The sequence below is a fragment of the Clostridium sp. FP2 genome (assembly GCF_011065955.2).
Taxonomy (GTDB): Bacteria; Bacillota; Clostridia; order Clostridiales; family Clostridiaceae; genus Clostridium_AD; species Clostridium_AD tagluense.
Map to the genome: position 1 here is coordinate 1,901,229 of NZ_JAAMNI020000001.1, position 23,397 is coordinate 1,924,625.

Genomic DNA, 23,397 nt, shown 5'->3' on the forward strand with positions numbered 1-23,397 from the left:
TAAGGGGGAATTCCTTTTTTTTATATTACTTTAAAAAATAAGGCAGGATAATCCTGCCTTAAAATTATTTTTTAGTAGTATCTTTATTTACTGCTGAAACTTGTGGCATAGCATCACCATTAGTGTTATTGATATTAGACATGCTTGACATATCATCATTTGAAATACCGGTATAGAAATCATTACCAGTTGATTGAATGTTTAATCTACTTGTATCTTTTGGAATAGCATCACTAGTGCTGCTATTTAAACCTGCATTTGAGTAGGATTTTGAATCTTTATTGTCACTCAATTGTTTGTTTGCTTTTTTTATTTGTTCTAAATTATCGTTCTTGTTCATAAGTATTCTCCCTTCGAATATATTAATTATACTGAATTTATATTCAATATATTTTATAGTTTATCCATTCTATTATAGAATATAGGTGGAAATTTATTTTGGGCTAACTTATTATATAATAATGTTACAGCCTATGTTAACATTATTAATGAAAAATAAAACCTAATAATTGTCAGAATAATTCACCAATTATTCATAATGTTACTTAGTAATAACTATTGACAAAGTTCTGCAAGGGAAGTATACTAAAGTTACACAAAGAAGAAAGCTTTCAATTCAGAGTGTAAGGCAAAATATTAAAAAACAATAAAAAAAATCTTAAAAAAGAAAGGGTGTGGCCCAAAAATTAATAATATTAAAAAACTATTTATTATAATTGAAAGTGGGGTGGTTACACCAAAAAAAACAATTTAAACTGGTTTGCATATTTAGAAAAATATTTTAAAACTTTTGAATCAGCATGGACAAGCAACTTAATTCATAGGTAGTGGAAAAAATATCGATTAGGCCTATAAAAGATACTTTAATCCATTGCTAAATATCAATAAAAAATAATTTAAAGTTACCCGTAACAAATTAAACCTTAAGAGTTTAATAGCAACAATATTAGAATCATTATTATTTATGAGCGGGAAATTAGTTAGGAGAGAATTATTGAAAGAACAATTTATTAGGAAATAGAAGCTAAGCCCATCGGGATTAATATATGGGAAATTAGCTTCTATTTTTTTGCCCATTTATAATGAAATTAAAATAAAGACTATAGTACTGTTGATAACAACAATAGCAAAGGAAACCATTTACATTGCAAAAAATCTAATAATCAGTTATACTTATTATATTAATAAATAATAAATGGCAAAGAATATGAGCCGCGTTATTATAAAGTGTTATGCTTTATTTTGATGCGGTTTTTTTATGTATTAAATTGTAAACGGTTAATATGACTATTTAAAAAAAGGAGTTTTTCACAATGGCTAAATATATAATGGCGTTAGATCAAGGGACAACAAGTTCAAGGTGTATTCTATTCGATAAGAAGGGACTTATTGTAACTTCCGCACAAAAAGAGTTTACTCAGATTTTTCCAAAAGAAGCCTGGGTAGAACATGATCCAATGGAAATTTGGGGGAGTCAAATTAGTGTTGCAACAGAAGCAATGGCTAAGGTTAATGCTACGGCGTCTGATATAGCAGCAATAGGTATTACAAATCAAAGAGAAACCACTGTGGTTTGGGACAGGCGAACTGGAGTTCCAGTATATAATGCAATTGTATGGCAATGTAGAAGGACGGCTGAAACTTGTGATGAACTAACAGAAAAAGGCTTTGATAAAGTAATTAGAGCTAAAACTGGATTGATTTTGGATGCTTATTTTTCTGGAACAAAAATAAAATGGATATTAGACAATGTAGAAGGAGCTAGGGAAAAAGCAGAACAAGGCAATTTATTATTTGGTAACATAGATACATGGTTAATTTGGAATTTAACAAAAGGAAAAACCTATGTAACAGACTATTCAAATGCTTCAAGAACATTACTATTCAATATTCATAAACTTGCATGGGATGAAGAAATTTTGGAAACATTGAATATACCAAAATCAATGCTACCAGAGGTTAAACCTTCAAGTTGTGTTTATGGATATACAGATGCTTCCTTGTTTGGAGGAGAAATCCCTATTGCAGGCGCTGCTGGAGATCAACAAGCAGCCTTGTTTGGACAAACTTGTTACGCACCAGGAACAGCTAAAAACACATATGGTACAGGATGCTTCATGCTTATGAATACAGGAGAAAAGGCAATTGAATCCACACAAGGATTACTTACTACCATTGCTTGGGGAATAGATGGCAAAGTTGAGTATGCACTTGAGGGTAGTGTATTTATAGCTGGAGCTGCTATACAATGGTTAAGAGACGAGCTTCGTATGATTGACAATGCTGCTGATTGTGAGGAATATGCAAATGCAGTAGAAGACACAAATGGAGTATATGTGGTTCCTGCTTTTGTGGGGCTGGGAGCACCTTATTGGGATCCGTATGCAAGGGGGACAATAGTAGGGCTTACAAGAGGAGCTAAGAAAGAACATTTGATAAGAGCGACTCTGGAAGCACTTGCTTACCAAACACATGATGTTTTAAAAGCAATGCAAGAAGATTCTGGAATTACACTTACAGAACTTAAAGTAGATGGAGGAGCTTGCTCAAATAATTTCTTAATGCAGTTTCAATCTGATATTTTAAACGTTCAAGTAGACAGACCAGTAGTTACTGAAACTACTGCGCTAGGTGCGGCTTATCTTGCAGGACTTGCAGTAGGATATTGGAAGAGTAAAGAAGAAGTAGCAAAGCATTGGGCAATTTCAAGAAGTTTTAAACCATCTATGACAGAGGAAAAAAGAAAAGAATTACTTCATGGATGGCATATAGCTGTTAAGAGATCAGGTATAAAACTTGAATAGGTTGGAATAAAAAATACCCACAAGAACTGTCATCGACTTTGACATTCTTGCGGGTATAAGAACCTTTTCCTTTTTTGATCTTTTGAATTCCTGTGCCTCTTCCAATTTCACTGGAATTAAATTTTCTTCTATTTAAATTCAGTTTGTTCATGTCAATTGTGAAGGACATACCTTGAATTAATTGCTTTTTAGATTTTTTCATTTAAATCATCCTTTCATCTTTTATTTATTATATAGTATGATAATTTTACATGAAATGCAATAGATTTTTGAAATTCAGCTGGATTTTTTTGTAGTAATAAGCTACTAGGCATATCATTCAATATGGTTTAAGATTTAAAAAGAATTAAGGCAGGATAATCCCACCTTAATTTTTTTTTATTTACTAGTACCTTTATTTGCTTCTGATTGATTATTTAATTTTTTTGTCTCTTCTAATGTAGTACTATTAGTGCTACTACTCATATTATCCATGTTAGCCATGCTATTCATACTAGCACTATTACCTGAATTAGAAGCTGATTGGTTATTTAATTGTTTTGTTTCTTCTAGAGTAGTAGCATTAGTGCTACTACTCATATTATCCATGTTAGACATACTACTCATAGCATTTGAAGCACCTGTAGTACCTGAACTAGAAGCTGATTGATTATTTAATTGTTTTGTTTCTTCTAAACTAGCAGGATCAGAGCTCATATTCATACTATTCATAGCAGAAGCACCGCTATTACCTTTATTTGCTACTGATTGGCTATTTAATTTTTTTGTTTCTTCTAAATTATTATTCATAAACATTCTCCTTCCAATATAAAAATTACACTGTACATATTCAGTGCTTATATAGTTTAACCATTTTCTTATAGAATATAGATGGAAAAATTACTATGTTTATGTAATTTTTTAATTTTCATATGAAATTATCAAAAATAATAATTTGTTTATAATAATTTGTTATGTTATTATTAGGCGATGAAAGAAAATCACTAGACTTATGATTAGTTATTTTATTTCAGATGTAACAGTTTATAAAAGTGAATAACCAAGCACAGGGGAGTTGGATAAGCCAACTGAGATCAAGAACTGTAATTCTTTGACCCTAATAACCTGAACTGGATAATGCCAGCGTAGGAAGTTGTTTAATGGTGTATTATATATGTATATATTTTTATATAGCATGGTAATTTAAACACAAATCCTATGGGTTTGTGTTTTTTTGTTGTGAGTAAAAATAATTAATTTAAATAAAAATGTTTAAAATGTATAACAAATAGGAGGAAATTGAAATGAAAAAAGTTTTGACTATAGCAGGTTCTGACAGTTGTGGAGGAGCAGGAGTGCAAGCGGATTTAAAGAGTTTTAGTGCAAATGGGGTGTATGGAATGAGCGTTATTACAGCCATAACAGCGCAGAATACCATGGGGGTTTTTGCCGTGCAAGATTTAGAAAAAGAAATTATTGTGGCACAAATTGACGCGATTTTTACAGATATAGTTGTAGATGCAGTTAAAATTGGTATGGTGTCTGTGATTTCAACTATTGATGCCATAAGTGAAAAATTACAACAGTACAAACCTAAAAACATAGTACTGGATCCTGTAATGATTTCAAAAAGTGGTTATTCACTATTAAAGCCAGAGTCAAAAACCGCACTTATTAAGAATTTAATTCCATTAGCATCACTTATAACCCCTAATGTTCCAGAGGTCGTGGAAATTCTTGGCGAAGTACATTCAGAGATTACAAGTATTGAAACAGTGGAAGATATGGAAAGGGCAGCAAAAGAAATATACAAGTTAGGCTGTAAAAGTGTGCTTTTAAAGGGAGGGCATATAGAGGGAGATGCCATAGATGTATTTTATGATGGGAAGGAAATTACACATTTTAAATCCGAAAGAATCCCTACAAAAAACACTCATGGAACGGGATGTACGCTGTCTTCTGCTATAGCTGCAAATTTAGCGTTGGGTTTTAGTATGAAAGACGCAATAAAAAATTCAAAAGAATACATAACTACTGCTATAAAGCATTCCTTAGATATTGGACATGGAGTTGGACCTACTAATCACTTTTATGAATTATATAAGAAAGCAGGTATAGCAAATGATTAAAGATAGTGAAAAACTAGGATTTTGGACCTTTTTATTTTTATGGTTTGGAGCTGCAGTTTCTGTTGCTGAAATTCTTACGGGAGGATTCATTGCACCCTTAGGATTTAAAATAGGAGTGGTAGTAATTTTACTAGGACACTTGATTGGCACAGGAATATTGATGCTAGGTGGTATAATCGGTACTAGAGAAAAAGTGCCAGCCATAACTTCTACCGGTATTTCTTTTGGAGTATATGGTACATATTTATTTTCTATTTTAAATATACTTCAGTTAATTGGTTGGACGGCAGTTATGATAAAGGTAGCAGCCAGTTCTGTAAACTTAATAACACAAAGTTTATGGAGCTTCAATAATGTTTTAGTATGCATAGTGCTTATTGGAATACTTACAATATTGTGGCTTAGTTTTGGTAATGCAGGTATGAAAAAATTAAATATTACAGCCGTATTTTTGCTTTTTATACTTACCTTGGTTCTAGGATCAATTATTTTAAGGGATAAAACGTTACTTGCAAAGGCGAGTAGTTCAGGGATATCCTTTGGTGGAGCATTGGAACTCAGTATAATTATGCCACTTTCTTGGTTACCTTTAATTGCAGACTACACTAGATTTGCAAAAAGTGAAAAGGGAGGAGCCTGTGGAAGTTTTATAGGCTATTTTTTAGGAAGTTCATGGATGTTTATTATAGGCCTAGGAGCTGCTATAGTTTCAAATAATTCAGACCCTTCAGCTATTATGCTTGCTGCAAATTTAGGAATTACTGCTTTAGGAATAGTGGTACTTTCCACAGTAACCACTACATTTTTAGATGTGTATTCAGCAGGAGTTTCTTTTTTAAATATTATGCCAAAGCTCAGTGAAAAAAAAGTTGGTATTGTTATGGCTATTATTGGTACCTTAGTGGCTGTAATACTTCCTATAGAAAATTATCAAAGCTTTTTATATGCTATAGGGTCAGTATTCGCACCCTTATTTGCGATTTTAATTACTGACTATTTTATAATAAAGAAAAATACAAAGCTACAAGATAGTGTCCTTATCAATTGGGGAGCTATCATTGTATGGATTATAGGAATAGTACTTTATTATAGATTTATAAAACTTGATTTGCTACTGGGAGCTACAGTACCAGTTATGATTATTACAGGATTTATATATGCAATAACTTGGAGGTGGACGTATAAATGGAAATTAATAAAAAAATCATAGAATTATTAAATAGTATAAAAGAAAAAAATCCCTTGGTACATCATATAACAAATTATGTTACGGTTAATGATTGTGCTAATATTACCCTAGCTATTGGTGGGTCACCAGTTATGGCGGAGGATATTAATGAGGTCTCTGATATGGTATCCCTTTCCTCTTCACTTGTTATAAATATAGGAACCTTAAACTCTACAAGTGTACAGTCTATGATTAAGGCCGGAAAAAGAGCAAATGAGTTAAATATTCCCGTTATCCTAGATCCTGTTGGAGCAGGGGCAACAGTTTATAGAACAGATACTGCTAAGAGAATCATTAGCGAAGTGAAATTAGCAGTTATTAGAGGAAATTTATCTGAAATAAAAACAATCTATGGTGTTAATTCTAAAACAAAAGGCGTAGACTCTTCAGAAAGTGTTTCTGGAAATGGCAATGAGCTTATAGAAGAAAAAGAAATGGCAAGAGCACTTGCGAGTGAATTAAATACAGTGGTAGCTATAACTGGAGTGATAGACATAATAACAGATGGTAAAACTCTTTACACCGCATCAAATGGACATAAGATAATGGCTAAGGTTACGGGAACGGGATGTATGTGTACTTCACTTATTGGTTGTTATTTAGGCGCAGGAGATAACAATCTTCTAGCAGCTTTATCAGGAATCGTTTCTATGGGTATTGCAGGAGAAATAGCTTATGAAGGTTTAGATAAAAACAATGGCGGCACAGGAACTTTAAAAGTAAAAATACTAGATGCTATTTATAACTTATCTCAAATTGAAATAATAGAAAGGAGCAAAATAAATGAGAAGTAATATAGATTATAGCCTTTATCTTGTTACAGATAGGGATGTGCTCGTAAATACAGATATATATACTGATGTTGAGGAGGCCATAAAAGGCGGAGTCACATTAGTCCAGATTAGAGAAAAGAAGGTGGGCACTTTAGAATTTTACAACATTGCAGTAAAAATAAAGTCTATTACAGATAAATACAAAGTTCCACTAATAATTAATGATAGAATTGATATTGCACGAGCTGTAGATGCTGCAGGAGTTCACTTGGGCCAAAGTGATATGCCAGCAGACATTGCAAGGAATATATTAGGCAATAATAAAATAATAGGTGTTTCTACCTCAACTCTTAAGCAAGCTAAAAAGGCCGAAAGAGAAGGTGCAGATTATGTAGGGGTGGGGGCTATGTTCCCTACAACTACTAAAGATGATGCAAGTGCAGTTTCTGTGGCCTGCTTAAAAGAAATAAAGGAAGGTATTTCTATTCCTGTAGTTGCTATAGGTGGAATTAGTGAAAAAAATGTATCATTATTAAAGCCAGCAAATATTGATGGTATAGCAGTAGTTTCAGCTATACTTTCCAAAAAATCTGTAAAGATAGCAGCGGAAAAATTAGGGGATTTATTTAGAGCATAAAAGCGAAGATTTTGAAAATTCAAAATAGTTGTTGTAATATATGTAAAAACAAATTATAATCTATTTAGAAATTAATTTGATTATTACTGCTTTATTTATAAGAAGTCTAAAAACACTAAAGTAAGTTAGCCCAGTATGATGAATAATCACATTGGGCTTTTTATAATGTTTTTATGATTTAGTAATGCATATAGCGTAAAGAAATGACAAAATTATAAGGAGTGTTCAATATGATATTTCCAGGTAAGGTTTTAATTGCACAGGGTGGAGGTCCAACCGCTGTTATTAATCAATCCCTAGTTGGTGCAGTGCTAGAGGCAAGAAAATTTGCGCAGGTAACAAAAGTCTATGGTGCTATAAGTGGAGTAAATGGAATAGTTAATGAGAATTTTTACGATTTAACTCGTGAAACAACTCATAATCTAGAGCAGGTTGCGATGACTCCCTCCTCCGCACTTTTATCTACAAGAGACAAGCCGGATGAAAAATATTGTAAGGAGATATTCACTGTGCTTAAAGCCCATGACATAAGATATTTCTTTTATATTGGGGGAAATGATTCAGCAGACACTGTTAGAATAGTAAATCAACAGGCTAAAATTTCAAATTATGAACTAAGAGCAATTCATATTCCAAAAACTATAGACAATGACCTTATGATTAACGATCATACTCCTGGATACGGATCTGCAGCTAAATATATAACCAATGCTTTTATTGGATCCAACCTTGATAATAGAGCATTGCCAGGCATCTATATAGGGGTAGTAATGGGGCGTCATGCAGGATTTTTAGCAGCTGCATCAGCCCTAGCTAAAAAGTACGAAGATGATGGTCCACATTTAGTATATTTGCCAGAAAGGGTCTTTAGCATTGAGCAATTTTTGGTTGATGTAAAAAATGTTTATGATAAACATGGAAGATGTGTAATAGCTGTATCAGAAGGTATTCAAGATGAAAAGGGAGTGCCAATCATTACAAGCCTCATGGAGAAAGTAGAAAAAGATGCTCATGGAAATGTACAACTATCAGGAACAGGAGCCTTAGGGGATCTTTTATGTAAATATATCAGAGATAATTTAAATATTAAAAGAGTTAGATCCGATACCTTGGGATATCCACAAAGATGCTTTATGGGGTGCGTGTCAGATGTAGATAGAAATGAAGCTCGCGAAGTAGGAGAAAAAGCTGCACAGTTTGCATTGTGGGATAATGTGGATGGATCTATTACTATACATAGGACGGGCCATTATTCTGTGGATTATAGACTTACGCAATTAGATGCAGTAGCAGGAAAAACGAAGGTAATGCCTGATGCTTTTATTAATAGTGCATGCAATAATGTAACTGAGGCATTTTTAAATTATGCAAGGCCATTATTAGGTTCAGACATGCATTATGCACACAGACTTAGAGCACCTAAAATACCGAAAATTTTATATAAATAGGTCTGGAAATTACATGGGTTAATAATAATAAGTCAAAATACATTAGCATTTTGACTTATTACTGAAATCCACGGAGTAAATGTTTTAAACTTTAGAACTCAAGGTTATATGATCTTTAACCTTACTTAAGGCATAATCTAGCGCAGAATCTAAATTATTATTATTTTTTCCTCCACCTTGCGCAGAAAGGTCACTTCCACCGCCTTTACCATCTATAAGGGTTATGGCATCCTTAAGAAGGGCGTTCATGCTAATCATATTTAAATCCTTTGAACACATAAATAAAAGATTTGCTTTATCAACAGATTTTACTCCAAATAAAACTACAACCTTTGGTGAGGATACTAATTTTGTTGCTAAGGTATTAGTGTATTTTAAATCACCATTATCATAAATGCATTTAAGCACCTTAATATCTTCTATTTTTGTAGCGGATTCTAACATATTTTGAACTTCATATTGTGCAACTATTGCTTTTAATGTACTTTTTTCACTAAGGGCCTTATTAAGTTCATAAGAGAGCCTATCTACTTCGGATAAGAGAGTAGAACTATTGCAGGATAAAAGTTTAGACATTTTATCTATGGCCTCATGTTTTGAAATATAATCAGAAACTGCTCTTGAACCACATAAAAATTCAATTCTCATACCATTCTTGTATTTTTCGAATTTTATAACCTTAATTAATTGTACCTCAATAGTTGAACTAGGATGTATTCCACAGCAAGGATTTACATCAATATCGCCTATCTTAACTATTCTAATTTTTTCGCCAGCTTTTACTGGGATTTTCTTTATTGTTAATTTTTTTAATTCAGAATTGCTTGGATACAGTACTTCTATGGAAATATTGTCTAAAACTATTTTATTAGCCTTTGCTTCGGAGGCTTTAATTTCATCACCTATAATGATTTTATCAATATCGATTGTTGTAGAATCCCTTCCAAGGTGAAAACCAATGGTAGAGGCATTAAATAAATCAGCAAGACAAGCAGAAAGGATATGCTGACCTAGGTGTTGTTGCATATAGTCGTATCTTCTATGGAAGTCTATACTACATTTAACCTTGTGAATTTTCAGTGGTTTAATTGCAACTACATGATATATTTTTTCATCTTTTTCATAAACATAGGTTACTGCAGTACCATTTATATTTCCAGTATCACAGGGCTGGCCACCGCTTTCAGGGTAAAAACAGGTTTTGTCTAGTTCAATATGATACTCTTTTTCTTTTTCTATTACATTTATTACTTCAGCTGTAAATTCTGTTTGATATGTATTTTCATAATATAACTTTTCCAAAGTTAAGCATCTCCTTTTAATATCTATGTTGAATAGTAACTATGCTGGCATAAAATACATGATATGTTTTTAATCTATGGGGAATTTTAAGACTTTATAAGAAATCAAGTCTGTAATATGTGCAAATGTTTTAATCCCCTTAGTGGGGAATGCAGAAGAAGCTCTCACTTTTAAAATGTGAGTGTGTTAGTATATTCTATATTGTACCATAAAAATATTAATGAGAAGATACTAAGATTTTAAAAGATATAGATGTGGATTATATATAAAGTATACAAATGATTATAAAAGTATTAATATATGTATATATATATTAATATGTTTTTGAAGATTATCATTAATGTAAGCTGACTATTAATAAAGAGATAAAAATCAAGAAAAAATGTGTGGAGGGGTATTATGGATTTTGAGAAGTCTTGTGGCGCTGTAATTTATAGAATCATAGATGAAAATTTAGAGTTTTTAACAATTAGTCATAGAAATGATGGACACTGGGGTTTTCCTAAGGGACATATGGAAGAAAATGAATGTGAAGAAGAAACGGCAGTAAGAGAGGTTTCTGAAGAGACTGGACTTTTGGTTACTATAATTAATGGATTTAGAGAATCTGTAGACTATTTAATAAAACAAGAGACTAGGAAAGAAGTTGTATATTTTTTAGCTCAGGTCCAAAGTCAGATTGTCCATATCCAAGTAGAAGAAGTAGCGGATTATAAGTGGTCAAGCTTTCAGCAAACAAAACAACTATTATCTTATAAAAGTAGTAAGGAAATTTTGGAAAAAGCCCGCCAATTTATTGTTGAAACAGTTAAATCATCCAATGAAAAAAAATAATATTTCATTGGATTTTTTTTATTAATTTTGTTATCAATTAGATTTTAGAGATCAACCTACTGTTGAGGTGATTTTTCATTAAATTTTAAACTTAGAGACTTCCTCAGTTAATTGTTCTACACTTTCCTTGGATTTTGTTACTTCTCTAATGATTTTATTTGATTTATCAGTAATATCTCCTACTTTTTGGGCGATATTTGTGGTTCCTTCTGCTCCTTCATTAGAGGCCATGGATACCTGCTCTATTGTCTTTATTACCTCTTGAAGTGAAGCTAAAAGTTCCTCAGAAGTGGAGCTGAATTCTAGTACAAGATTATTTACAAAATCTGCATCCTTACTATATTCACCTGCCACATTTAGCATTGTATTATAATCATTATGCACATCTTTCGATACAAAATTTAACAATTCATTGGAGCTAGATGATAAGTCATTTACTGAATCGGTAACTTTTTCAGTTATACTTTGTATTTCAATCACAGTATTCTGAGATTGTTCTGCAAGTTTCCTTATTTCATCTGCAACCACAGCAAATCCTTTTCCTGCCTCGCCAGCTCTTGCGGCTTCAATGGCAGCATTTAATGCCAAGAGATTGGTTTGTGATGATATCTGCATAATTGCATCAGATAATACATTAATTTGTCCTACTACTTTTGAATTTTCCATTGCAATTTGCAATTTATCTTTGGTCTTAGAGAATATTTCTGATGCCTTTTTTTGTGATTTTGTCACATTATCTTTGGTATTTAGTGCTCTTTTGTTTATTTCTTGAGCTTCGGTAGCGCCTTCTTGAGCTTTTGCTGCTATAGACTGAACTGCTCTTTCTATCTCATCTGCTGTTGCATTCATTTCCTGTGCTGATGCTGCAGTTTCTTCCATTCCAGCAGATAATTCCTCTGTAGTTGCGGATACCTCCTCTATATTTATGTTTAAATTATTCATATTTTCAGAAATAGTGGTTACCACTGTTTTAATAACATCAGATTCTTCTAGCACATTGCCAATTAAAAGTTTTAATGAATTTTGCATCACACCCATTGCATTTGAAATATCTCCTATTTCATCTTTTCTCTTTTTGAATTTTTCAGTGGAGTCCATTGTAAAATCGCCATTAGCTATAAGTTTTAAATGATTTACAGCTAAAACTAATGGAGTTGAAATGGATTTTGAAATAATAAAGGTTAAAGCAAAGCCAACAGCTAAGGCAATTAAAAATATTACAAAAAACACTTTTTGCGAAACCTTGAAATCTTTATCATTTTGAATTTTTAAATCTTCTGCTAATTTAGTATTATACACTGCGATTTCTTTTAAGCTATTTTGAAATTGCTCTTTATTTTTTTCAATAGAGTTTAATTGATTAATGGCTTCCTTCTGTTTCCCTTCAATGGATAGTTTGATCGCTTCATATGTTCCTTCTATAAATTTATCATTATTGATATCAATAATATCAATTCTATCTTTTTCATATTTATCAGTATTGGCTTGTTTGAAATTTTTCCAGTTTTCTGAAAATATGTTTTGCCTACTTTGAATATCTTTTAATTTTTCATTTTGTTTATCTTTATCTTCTGTATGAATTAGTATGTAATATGAATTTGCTTCTATAGCCCTAGCTTGGTTTCTGTTCTCATTTAACCATTCAATGCTTAATAATTTGTCTGTATACATTGTTGTCATATCTTTATTTGCCTTTGAAAGATAATAATATCCTACGCCACTCATCATGATTATAAGTAATAATGATACCATTGAAAAAATTATAAGTTTTGATTTAACCTTTAAGTTATTCATATTTATTGTTGCCCCCTATTATATTTTATACATAATCATACAATATAACTAAAATTTCGTCAATATTTTTATTATTTGCTTCGTAATAATTGTAATTTACACTAAATTTTAAAGCGATTATAGTATACACTTAAAATTATTCCATAAAAATCAATTTGCATCATAGGTATTTTAAAGACATGAGTGGCAACATTTATATATAAAATTTTCACAAATAAATGCTATAATAAACTCTGACATATAGGTACCTTATAGATATGAGAAAACACAGGGAAAAATAGAAGAAGTTAAATAAAAAAGGTTGGTGACGGGATTGAAAAGAAAAAAGGTGAGAAGAAAAAGGATTTTGGTTGTAGGTACAATATTTTCTATAGTATTTATGGCTCTTGTGAGTAGATTGGTTTATTTAATGATTATTAATGGGACAAGTTATAAACAGCTGGCATTAAAACAGTGGACAAAAACTATAAAAACAGCCCCCAAAAGGGGAGTTATTCTGAGCAAAAACGGTTCGAAATTGGCATCAAGTGCCGATATTTATAGGATTGATGTTGATTTAAATGTACTTAAAAAGTATTTAGGGGGTAAAAAAATTCCTGAAAAGCAAGCCGCGTACCAACTGTCACAGAAACTGAATATTAAAAGTGGCGATGTTGAAAAAATATTAAACAGCAAAGATAGTAAGGGAAAGCTACTTCAATTTGTATTGTTGAAAAGAAAAGTTGAAGAGGAAATGGTAGATACCATTAAAGCATTGAAATATAAGGGGATAATAATTTCAAGAGATGTAGAGAGGGTGTATCCAAATGGTAGCTTTTTATCCCATGTTATTGGACATACCAATTCGGATGGAGATGGGGTAGGTGGAGTAGAACAGAGTTATAACAAGGAACTTGCAGGTGTGCCCGGGGTAAAAGTGACTGAAGTGGATAGGGATAATAATGAATTGCCCTACAGAGAAGCAACCTTGGTTGAGCCTATAGACGGAAAGGATTTAACGTTGACTATAGATGAACGAATTCAAGAGTTAGCGCAAAAAGTGGCTAATGAAACATTGACTATAAATAGTGCTAAGTTTGTTAGTATAACAATTATGAACCCACAAAATGGGGAAGTTTTGGCTATGGCGAGTGCACCGACTTATAATCTAAATAAGCCTTATACAGAGGGGAAAACAGATACCGAAATACAAGAAACCTGGAAGAATAGAGCTATCAGTAATGTGTTTGAGCCAGGATCAATTTTCAAGGTTATAACAGCTGCGGCTGCACTTGAAAACAATTCGGTTAAAGGCGAGGACCGTTTTGTAAGTAATGGGAGTATTAAGGTTGGAAATACAACATTGTATAATGATAATAAAGAGGCTTATGGAGTTGAGACTTTTTCAGATATAATTAAAAATTCTGATAATGTTGGATTTATTAAGCTAGGACAAAAAATTGGAAAGGAAAATTTTTATAAATTTGTAAAGGAGGCTGGCTTTGGAGAGAAAACTGGTATAGATTTGCCAGGTGAAAGTACTGGACTAATAAAGGATTTTAAAAGTATTGAACCTATTGATCTTGCAACCATGTCCTATGGGCAAGGTGTTGCAGTTAGCCAAGTGCAGTATATTGCTGCTTTCAATGCAGTCGCAAATGGGGGTACTTGGATAAGACCACATATTATGAAGGAAATATCCCACATGGTAAATGGTAAAAAAATTCTGGATAAAAAGTATGATAATCTTGGTGAAAAGACTATAACAAGTAGTGAAAAAGCAGCACAACTAAGAATGTATTTGGAAAATGTTGTAAAGGAAGGAACCGCAACGGATACCTATATGAAAGGTTACCACATAGCTGGAAAGACAGGAACTGCAAATGTGGTAAACAGTACCACGGGAGGCTACGAGTCTGGTAAGTATATAGCATCCTTTGCAGGTATGGCTCCTGCTGATAATCCAAAGGTAACATTGATAGTTACTATAGAAGAACCAAACTCCAGTAAATATTATGCCGCTCAGACAGCAGTACCTGCAGCACGCAAGCTATTTTCAGGTATATTTACAATACTTAATATATCTCCAGATAATAAATAATAAAAAATTTACTATTAAAACATAAACATTATATCATTCATAAGTGCCTCAGTTATTCTAATTATTCCATTAACCACAAATATTTAAAAAAATATAAAAAAATACAAAAAAAGAGGAATATGACATATATTCTAGAATATAATATTTTGGAAAAAATTTTAAGAAAATCTAATTTAGTTATAAACTCAAGTAGGTTCAATGGATTTTTAGAGGGGAGATTAAGATGAGTGAATATATTAATGTTAATGTATTACAACAAATAGATATTGATGAAATTATTGAGGCTCAGGAAGTTAAAAGTGAATCCAGGGAAAGTGAAGAGGGATATAAAAGATTATTTGAATTATCGCCTGATGCTATATGTGTGCATAGTAATGGAAAAATAGTCTTAGTTAATCTTGCAGCTGAAAAATTATTTGACAAAAAAAAATCTAAGGACATGATTGGAAGAAGTATTCTGGATTTTGTTCATCCTGATTATATTGATATTGCTCAAGATAGAATAAAAATAATATATGAAGGTGGAATGATTACACCATTTATCGAAGAAAAATTCATTGCTAATGATGGGTCTATCATTGATGTTGAAATAGGTACATCTGCTTTTAAGTATAATCATAAGCCGGCGGTTTTAGTAGTAGCTCGTAATATTAGCCAAAGGAAAAAAATGGAGAGAAAAATAAGAGAAAGTGAAAAACTATTAAGAGAGATAACTGAAAATATCTCGGATATTATTGCAAAGACAGATGTAGATGGAACAATTAAATATGTTACACCTACTAAAAATGATATACTTGGGTACGAAATAGGTAATGTAATTGGAAAGAACCTTTTTGATTTTATTTACCTAGGTGATAAAAAAAATGTATTAAGCAAAATTAGAAAATCAATTAATACGACTATAAATCAAAAACTTGAATTTAGATGCATACACATAGATAAACATATTATTTGGGTAGATGGTTGGTTTAACACACTGTTAGATGAAAATAATAAAGTTATAGGATTGATTTTATCAGCAAGAGATATTACTAAGCAAATTGAAGCTGAAGAATTAATAAAAGAAAACAAGGAAAAAACGAGACTTCTAAACCAGGCAATAGAATATGATAAATTTAGGACGGATTTTTTTGCTAATATATCTCATGAACTAAGAACGCCAATAAATGTTATTTTAGGAACGTTGCAGCTTATGGAGCTAAAATTCAAGGAAATATTTAATGAAAATGACGAAAAAAATAAGGGATATTTAAAAACTATGAAACAGAATTGTTATAGATTAGTAAGATTGATTGATAACTTAATAGATGTAACAAAAATAGATGCAGGATATTTTGAAATTCATTTAAGTAATTGTAATATTGTTAGTGTTATAGAGGAAATAACTTTGTCTGTAGCCGAGTATGTTGAGAATAATGGGATATCACTTTTATTCGATACAGAAATGGAAGAAAAAATAATAGCTTGTGACAAAGAAAAAATAGAAAGAATAATATTAAATCTTATCTCAAATGCTATAAAATTTACAAATCCAGGGGGGAATATTTCAGTAAATATCTTTGAAAGAAAAGATAATATTGTTATCTCTGTTAAAGATACAGGAATTGGAATACCAAAAGAAAAGCAAGAATGCGTTTTTGATAGATTTATTCAAGTTGACAAGTCCTTGACCAGAAGTAGAGAAGGTAGCGGTATAGGATTATCTTTAGTTAAGGCTTTAGTAGAGATGCACGGTGGTAAAATATTTTTAGAAAGTGAAATTAATGTAGGAAGTGAATTTAGCTTTGAACTTCCTATAAAACAGTTATTAGATAGTGAAGCAGTGTACGTTAATAATAGTTTGAATGCTGATAATAATATTCAAAAGATTCACATTGAGTTCTCTGATATATATTTTTAGAATACATTTGTGTAACAGAGAAGGATCGAGGTACATTAGAAGCATTGATGCTAAGAATTTAAAAGAGGCACAAGCCTTTTAGTAATATTAAACATAAAGCATTTGATTATTGTAGGTGCTTGGCTTATTATATATATTGTAGCAATTGCATTTATGGCAGTTAAATTTGTATTTGTAGAGAGTGTGTTACTTAGAAGATAAGATATCTTTGATCTATTATTGTTTTTGTGATGTTAAATTTATATTTAAAGGAGAAAATTCATGAAAAATAAAAAAATACTATTAGCTAATAGTTTATTGCTACTAGCATTATTGTTATTTATTGAAATACCTATTAAAGCGATTAAGTTATTTAAATTACATGAGCCTATAAGCGGGGATATTTCACTTTTGCTTTCTGGAGCCATTAGTGTTATAACACTTGGAGGCATTGCACTATTATATTGCAGAATTACTAAAAGAAAATTTACCAAAGTAATGGTAATAAAGAAAATCTCTATAAAACAAGTTATGTTAACAATGGTTGTTTCTATTGGTACCTACATTTTTGCAGGAGGGATTAATTCTTTAAGCATGAAGTTATTCCCGGTTGTAATAAAAGATAATATGGTAATATCTAGTTTGCTAAATAGTAGTTCACTATTAGTAGGGTTACTTGTGGTAGTTTTGGTTCCAGCATTTTTTGAGGAAGTATTCTTTAGAGGGATTTTTTTAGACGCTTATGAAGGAATAAACAAAAAGATGAAGTATTTTATAATAACTGCAATTTTTGCTACTTTTCATGGAAATGTAATGCAAATTATATATGTTTTATTTTTGGGATTTATACTATTAAAGGTTAGAGAGTACACAGGATCATTATTAGGAAGTATGACACTTCATGCAGCCAATAATGCAATATCCTTTATTATAAGTAAAGTGGCAATGAGTTATATGAAGCTTGTGGACACTGGAATAGAAAATGGCGTCATTGATCCAGCAAAGGCAGCCACCACAGCGGATGCAATGAATGTTAGCTTTACCGTAGCACTACTTAGAGCTTCAATATTTTTTCTGATTGGTGGTGCAATACTATTTATAAACCTAAGAAAATTGAAAGAATATAAAGAAGAAAAAGAAGGATTAGAATACAGTCAAGAAGAGGAGTATTCTCAAAACTTAGAATACAATGAAGGCGAAAAATATATGCTAAGAGAAGAAAAAACTATTACTACAGATAAAAAGCAATATACTCCCTTAGCTATATATTTTGTTTGTATGGTTATATTGATTGTTAGAAGGTATTAAAGTAGCTTGGAACAATTAATTAATCAGGGAGCTAGTCTATTTTGTGCCATACTCAATAAATAGAACAGGTTTATAGTACAAATTCATAGCTTGACTATTTTTCTGTTTATGATAAAATATAAAAAACACGTGTTTTAGTTTCAAGAGGAATATATTAACAAATCATTTAATTAAATATAATCTAAAAAGTTAATTTAGATTCGTATAACCCCAATAATATGGTTTGGGGGTTTCTACCAGGAGCCTATAATTCCTGATTACGAAGAAGATACAAGTATATGTATTTTCTTTGTAGTCAGGATTTTTTGTTTTTTTGAAATAGAGTAAAAGCTAAAAGAGTTTAAAAGGAGGACAATATGAAATTTGAAAATTTACCAAAAATTGAATTGCATTGCCATTTAGATGGTAGTGTAAGACCTGAAACAATAATTGATATAGCAAAGAAGGAGGGTATAAGTATTCCCTACTATGATATTGAAAATATTAAAAAAGAAGTTACCGCACCATCAGAATGTAAGTCTCTTGACGAGTATTTAAAAAGGTTTGAAATTCCCAATTTAGTAATGCAATCAAAGGAGAGTTTAAGAAGAATCACATTTGAACTTCTTTGCGATTCTGCAAAAGAAAATGTAAAGTATATTGAAGTTAGATTTGCACCGCTACTTCATATAACAAAGGGATTAAACCTATGCGAAGTAATAGAGAGTGTAATATCTGGGATTAAAGATGCAGAAGATGAATATGATATAAAAGGAAATGTAATACTTTCATGTATGAGATTTATGTCTATTGATAGAGCCTTTGAGGTTGTGGAAGCTGGCAGAAAGTATATTTCAAAAGGGGTAGTTGCAATAGACTTATGTGGATCTGAAGGCGAAGGCTTTTGTGAAAAATTCATAGAACCTATAAAACTGGCTAGAGAATATGGATATAGAGTAACTATTCATGCAGGAGAAACAGGAATAGGTAAAAATGTCATGGAAGCAGTGGAACTTTTAGGGGCAGAAAGAATTGGGCATGGGGTATTTATTAAAGACTGCATTGAAGCCTATAACATCGTAAAAGATAAAGGAATTACTCTTGAAATGTGTCCAACAAGTAATATTCAAACTAAAGCAGTTGATTCATTTAAAGATCATCCCTTTTATGATTTTTATAATGATGGGGTAAAAGTGACAGTTAATACTGATAATAGAACTGTATCAGACACAAATATGACTGTGGAATGTAATGTATTGTTAAGGGAATTTAACATTACTTTTGAGGAGTATAAAAAAATTTATCTTAATAGTGTTGATGCGGCCTTTACCGATTTAGAAACAAAGGAATGGTTAAGAAAATATATTTAAGGGATAGACTTTATAGAAAAGAAGAATAGATGCTATCTATAGATAACAACCTATCTATAGATAGCATCTATTTTTAAAAAATATACATTTGTTATATAATTATCGGGGGAATTCCATAGTATTTTATAAATTATCAGTAGTTAATATAAGTTATGCAATTGATATTTTGTGCAAAATTGGATCCTATAGTACATAGGAGCAAAACAATATATAATTGTTTTGAACTCCAGACAACAAAAGAGGGGGAAATAAATTATGAACAAAAGATCAAAAAAATTCTTATCATTATTAGTATCAACAATCCTGGTAGGTTCATTATTGGTGGGTTGCACTACAAATAAAACTGCTGAGAAAAAAACTACAACAGCGGTTACTCAAACTGAAAAGACAAAAGCGACTTATGCTGATGGTAGCTATATAACTGATGCAAAATGGTTATCACAGAATTTGAAAAATAAAGATATTTTGATTTTAGATGCTAGATCAGATAAAGATTATGCAAAAGGACATATTCCTGGTGCAATAAATGTTGCTTGGCAAGGATTTTCTAACATGGAAGGAAAGCCCGGAGACAAGGGATGGGGAGTTGTTCTTTCTGATGATAAACTTTCAGAAAAACTATCAGCTATAGGCGTAGATAAAACCAAAACCATAGTTATTTATGCTGATAATAAAAGTGGTTGGGGTGAAGACGGAAGATTTGTATGGATGCTTAAAATGGCTGGTATTGAAAATGCAAAAATGCTGAATGGTGGATTTAATTTCTGGGAAAGTAGCAAATATGAGGTTTCAAAAGAGGTAACAGCTCCGGTGGCAAGCAAATTTAAAGTTGAAAATTCAAATAAGGCGGGTACTATTAACACTGAAGAATTAGCTGCTAAACTTGGCAAGGTTAAAATTCTGGATAGTAGAGAAAAAGATGAGTATAATGGAGCAGTTAAATTTGGTGAAGCAAGAGGTGGACATATTCCAGGAGCTATAAATCTAACTTTTAATTCACTTTTTAAGGAAGATAAAACATTTAAAAGTGCAGGGGAAATAGAGGCGATATTTAAAGCTGCTGGCTTAAATAAAGAAGACGAAATAGTAACATATTGTACAGCAGGAATAAGATCAGCACATTTAGCTTTAGCACTCAGAATGATGGGATATAATAATGTCAAAAATTATGATGAATCTTTTTATACTTGGGCTAAGGATGCAAGTTTAAAGGTAGAAAAATAATATATAGCATTAAAAGGGGGTAAAGAACTAGTGAAACAATTTAAAAAATCAACTTACATAAAAATTGCTATAATTATAGCAATTACAATTTTACTTTTTACGAAGCCTGTAAAAGAAATGATTTTTATGCTAAGTATGATAAATGTTGACGCTATTAAAGGATATATTTTATCCTTTGGCGTATGGGCTCCAGTTATATCCTTTATTTTAATGATACTTCAATCCGTTATTGCACCATTACCCGCTTTTATAATAACCTTTGCTAACGCAGGGTTATTCGGCTGGGTGAATGGAGCGTTATTATCTTGGAGTAGTGCAATGGTGGGTGCAATATTATGCTTTTTCATTGCAAGGCTACTCGGTAGAGACATCGTAGAAAAATTAACAAGCAAATTTGCCCTGAAAAGTATTGATAATTTTTTTGAAAGACATGGTAAATATGCAATATTAATTGCTAGATTACTTCCTTTCATATCCTTTGATATTGTAAGTTATGCAGCAGGACTTACATCCATGAGTTTTTGGTCTTTTTTTATAGCTACTGGTATTGGACAACTTCCTGCAACAATTATTTACTCTTATGTTGGTGGAATGCTAGCTGGTGGAACAAAAATGATGGTTTTTGGACTTTTAACTTTATTTGCTGTAAGCATATTAATGTTGCTAATTAAAAAGATATATAAGGAAAAAAACAAATAACAAGGCAAAGGATGATTATCTATGAGGAAAATTAGTTTAAGTGAGGATATCTTAAAGCGAGTAGATACCATGTCAAAGGAATGTATTGCTTGCAAGAAGTGTATGAAAAACTGTATAATGTTAGATGAATATTGCTCGTCTCCTAAAGAACTTTTCAGTGAAATAATAAGAGACCGTGAAATAGATATAAAAATACCCTATTCTTGCAACCTATGCAATTTATGCAGTGAGGTATGTCCCAGGGATATCAATCAAAAGGAGCTTTATTTAGAATTACGAAGATATGCTTTTAAAAACTATAAAAAAGCTATAATGCCATTAGGGTATAAGGTGGTAAAATTTCATCAGAAAAATAGTTTTTCAAGACTTTTTTCAGCCAGTTCAAAAGGAGTAGAAGATGTTAGTTCAACTGCATTTATTCCAGGATGTAGTCTTATGTCTTATAGTCCTGAAATGGTTATGAAAACTTATAAGTATCTTCAAGATATTATACCAGGAATAAAAATTATTTTGAAATGTTGCGGGAATCCAACTCATACTATGGGAGATGAGAAGGGGTTAAAACAATATTATTCTCAACTTGACCATGAGATTCAAAAATTAAAGGTAGCTGAAATAATTACAACTTGTCCCAATTGTTTTATAAGTATAAAAAAGAATAGCCCTAATTTGAAAATTACTACGGTTTGGGAGAAAATCAATGAAAGTATTATCCCAGACGGTTTGCTAAATAAATATGACAATGTAGATATTAAATTTAGTCTTCATGATCCGTGCCCAACAAGATATGAAGGCAATACGCAGGGCGCAGTTCGAGAAATTATAAAAAAAATGGGGATTAAAATGGAAGAATTTAAATTTTCCAAAGGGCAAACAGTATGTTGTGGAGCAGGTGCTATGGTAGGAGTAACTAATAACAAGCTTGCAACAGAGCATATGAGTAAAAGAGCAGCAGATGCCCCCTCAGACCATATATTAACTTACTGCCAAACTTGCGCGGAATCTTTGTCAATAGGAGAAAAAAATGCTGTGCATTTATTGGATTTGATGTTTAATGAAGAGATGTTTTCAAATCTTATTTTTCAGCAAAAAAAAAGTAATACTGCTGAAAAGTGGATGAATAGGTATAAAGGTAAAAGAAGAATTCAAAAACTTTAATGACATTTTAGAAGGAAAGTCTCCCATTTCTATAAGTGGGAGTCTAAATCTCCTTCTGAAGTCTTTAATTGTAGCATCGCAGATGATGATTTAATGTATAAAATAGATAAGAGGTTAACAACCTCTAATAGTATTTATAGAGTAGAAAGGGTTGATAAAAATGTTAGACACTCACGGTAGGAAATATATAAGTCCACTTTTTAAGGGTGTAGCTAATATTTTTTTAAACTTAAATATGACAGCGAATAGCATAACAATTATAGCCTTTATAATTGGCTTATTACCCTTTGCATTTATTTATGCAGATAAGCCTTTAATTGCAGTTACACTTTTATGGGTATCAGGTTTTCTTGATGCTGTAGATGGTGAAATGGCAAGAATTAGTAACACTTCAACTCCTTGGGGAACACTTATGGATATAACTTTTGATCGGTTAGTTGAACTGGGGATTATTTTAGCAATGGCCTTGAAAGAGCCACAGTCTAGGATGCAGTTATTATTTTTAATAGCTGCAATAGTATTATCTATGACTGTTTTTTTAACAGTAGGTGCACTTTCTCAAAATAAGGGAAGTAAATCTTTCTATTATCAAGCGGGAGTGGCAGAGCGTACAGAAGGGTTCATATTTTTTACCCTAATGATTTTGATACCTACGCATCTTCAATTAGTAACGAGTATATTCTCAATAGTAATTGTAATAACTGCACTTCAGAGATTGATAGAGGCTAGAAGAATTTTAAAGTAAAATATTTGTCGAAAAATAAAGGGATTG

The 23,397-nt window shown here is 31.6% G+C and carries 20 protein-coding genes and 2 riboswitches; of the genes, 15 read left to right on the forward strand and 5 right to left on the reverse strand.

All coding sequences use genetic code 11. The features are described from left to right. Nucleotides 1-64 precede the first annotated feature (64 nt). The gene (locus G9F71_RS09040; protein ID WP_164948927.1) at nt 65-340 is read right to left on the reverse strand and encodes a hypothetical protein; all 276 of its coding nucleotides are present in this window, start codon (nt 338-340) and stop codon (nt 65-67) included. Between the two features lie 973 nt (nt 341-1,313). Between G9F71_RS09040 and glpK the strand changes: the two genes are divergently transcribed. Further along, the gene (gene glpK, locus G9F71_RS09045) at nt 1,314-2,804 is read left to right on the forward strand and encodes a glycerol kinase GlpK (RefSeq protein ID WP_164948928.1); all 1,491 of its coding nucleotides are present in this window, start codon (nt 1,314-1,316) and stop codon (nt 2,802-2,804) included. Here the strand turns inward: glpK and G9F71_RS09050 are convergent. Together G9F71_RS09050 and G9F71_RS09055 are read right to left on the reverse strand one after the other, a co-directional pair. Further along, nucleotides 2,776-3,006: a hypothetical protein gene (locus tag G9F71_RS09050; RefSeq protein ID WP_164948929.1), complete on the reverse strand. Its 231-nt coding sequence runs from the start codon at nt 3,004-3,006 to the stop codon at nt 2,776-2,778. The two genes, glpK and G9F71_RS09050, sit on opposite strands and share 29 nt — an antisense overlap. A gap of 176 nt (nt 3,007-3,182) precedes the next feature. After that, nucleotides 3,183-3,593, reverse strand: coding sequence for a hypothetical protein (locus G9F71_RS09055; protein WP_164948930.1), 411 nt, complete (start codon nt 3,591-3,593; stop codon nt 3,183-3,185). 248 nt (nt 3,594-3,841) lie between these two features. Next, a riboswitch (TPP riboswitch) is annotated at nt 3,842-3,953 on the forward strand. A 134-nt stretch (nt 3,954-4,087) separates the two neighbouring features. Here G9F71_RS09055 and thiD point away from each other — a divergent pair. From thiD to G9F71_RS09080, 5 genes are all read left to right on the forward strand, one after another. Next, nucleotides 4,088-4,912 carry a bifunctional hydroxymethylpyrimidine kinase/phosphomethylpyrimidine kinase gene (gene thiD, locus G9F71_RS09060; RefSeq protein WP_164948931.1) on the forward strand — a complete coding sequence of 275 codons (825 nt, stop codon included), beginning with the start codon at nt 4,088-4,090 and terminating at the stop codon, nt 4,910-4,912. Next, nucleotides 4,905-6,122, forward strand: a complete 1,218-nt coding sequence (gene cytX, locus G9F71_RS09065; RefSeq protein ID WP_164948932.1) for a putative hydroxymethylpyrimidine transporter CytX — start codon at nt 4,905-4,907, stop codon at nt 6,120-6,122. Before thiD ends, cytX begins: the two co-directional genes overlap by 8 nt. Next, on the forward strand, nt 6,098-6,934 hold the full coding sequence (gene thiM / locus G9F71_RS09070) for a hydroxyethylthiazole kinase (RefSeq protein ID WP_164948933.1): 837 nt from the start codon (nt 6,098-6,100) through the stop codon (nt 6,932-6,934). The genes cytX and thiM overlap by 25 nt, the downstream gene beginning before the upstream one ends. Further along, a complete protein-coding gene (gene thiE, locus G9F71_RS09075; protein WP_164948934.1) occupies nt 6,924-7,550 on the forward strand; it encodes a thiamine phosphate synthase in 627 nt (208 codons plus the stop codon). The genes thiM and thiE overlap by 11 nt, the downstream gene beginning before the upstream one ends. 230 nt (nt 7,551-7,780) lie before the next feature. Then, a complete protein-coding gene (locus G9F71_RS09080) occupies nt 7,781-8,998 on the forward strand; it encodes a 6-phosphofructokinase (protein ID WP_164948935.1) in 1,218 nt (405 codons plus the stop codon). An 84-nt stretch (nt 8,999-9,082) separates the two neighbouring features. Here G9F71_RS09080 and G9F71_RS09085 read toward each other — a convergent pair whose 3' ends face one another. Further along, nucleotides 9,083-10,300, reverse strand: coding sequence for an alanyl-tRNA editing protein (locus tag G9F71_RS09085; protein ID WP_164948936.1), 1,218 nt, complete (start codon nt 10,298-10,300; stop codon nt 9,083-9,085). Between the two features lie 399 nt (nt 10,301-10,699). Here G9F71_RS09085 and G9F71_RS09090 point away from each other — a divergent pair, with 399 nt between their 5' ends. Then, nucleotides 10,700-11,134 carry a bis(5'-nucleosyl)-tetraphosphatase gene (locus tag G9F71_RS09090; protein WP_164948937.1) on the forward strand — a complete coding sequence of 145 codons (435 nt, stop codon included), beginning with the start codon at nt 10,700-10,702 and terminating at the stop codon, nt 11,132-11,134. A gap of 78 nt (nt 11,135-11,212) precedes the next feature. Here G9F71_RS09090 and G9F71_RS09095 read toward each other — a convergent pair whose 3' ends face one another. Then, nucleotides 11,213-12,928 carry a methyl-accepting chemotaxis protein gene (locus tag G9F71_RS09095; RefSeq protein WP_164948938.1) on the reverse strand — a complete coding sequence of 572 codons (1,716 nt, stop codon included), beginning with the start codon at nt 12,926-12,928 and terminating at the stop codon, nt 11,213-11,215. Nucleotides 12,929-13,241: 313 nt separating this feature from the next. Between G9F71_RS09095 and G9F71_RS09100 the strand changes: the two genes are divergently transcribed. From G9F71_RS09100 to G9F71_RS09135, 8 genes are all read left to right on the forward strand, one after another. Beyond that, the gene (locus tag G9F71_RS09100) at nt 13,242-15,008 is read left to right on the forward strand and encodes a peptidoglycan D,D-transpeptidase FtsI family protein (protein ID WP_164948939.1); all 1,767 of its coding nucleotides are present in this window, start codon (nt 13,242-13,244) and stop codon (nt 15,006-15,008) included. Nucleotides 15,009-15,231: 223 nt separating this feature from the next. Beyond that, nucleotides 15,232-16,908 (forward strand): PAS domain-containing sensor histidine kinase, encoded by a 1,677-nt coding sequence (locus G9F71_RS09105; RefSeq protein WP_164948940.1) that lies wholly within the window; start codon nt 15,232-15,234, stop codon nt 16,906-16,908. Nucleotides 16,909-17,169: 261 nt separating this feature from the next. Then, nucleotides 17,170-18,195: a CPBP family intramembrane glutamic endopeptidase gene (locus G9F71_RS09110; RefSeq protein ID WP_164948941.1), complete on the forward strand. Its 1,026-nt coding sequence runs from the start codon at nt 17,170-17,172 to the stop codon at nt 18,193-18,195. Nucleotides 18,196-18,375: 180 nt separating this feature from the next. Next, nucleotides 18,376-18,475: riboswitch (purine riboswitch) on the forward strand. A gap of 76 nt (nt 18,476-18,551) precedes the next feature. After that, nucleotides 18,552-19,544: an adenosine deaminase gene (gene add, locus G9F71_RS09115; protein ID WP_164948942.1), complete on the forward strand. Its 993-nt coding sequence runs from the start codon at nt 18,552-18,554 to the stop codon at nt 19,542-19,544. 255 nt (nt 19,545-19,799) lie between these two features. Continuing rightward, a complete protein-coding gene (locus G9F71_RS09120) occupies nt 19,800-20,768 on the forward strand; it encodes a sulfurtransferase (RefSeq protein WP_164948943.1) in 969 nt (322 codons plus the stop codon). Between the two features lie 30 nt (nt 20,769-20,798). Beyond that, entirely contained in the window at nt 20,799-21,467 is a 669-nt protein-coding gene (locus G9F71_RS09125; RefSeq protein WP_374197423.1) for a TVP38/TMEM64 family protein, read from the forward strand. Nucleotides 21,468-21,488: 21 nt separating this feature from the next. Continuing rightward, nucleotides 21,489-22,625: a (Fe-S)-binding protein gene (locus G9F71_RS09130; protein WP_164948944.1), complete on the forward strand. Its 1,137-nt coding sequence runs from the start codon at nt 21,489-21,491 to the stop codon at nt 22,623-22,625. Between the two features lie 160 nt (nt 22,626-22,785). Continuing rightward, nucleotides 22,786-23,370 (forward strand): CDP-alcohol phosphatidyltransferase family protein, encoded by a 585-nt coding sequence (locus G9F71_RS09135; protein WP_164949023.1) that lies wholly within the window; start codon nt 22,786-22,788, stop codon nt 23,368-23,370. Nucleotides 23,371-23,397 lie beyond the last annotated feature (27 nt).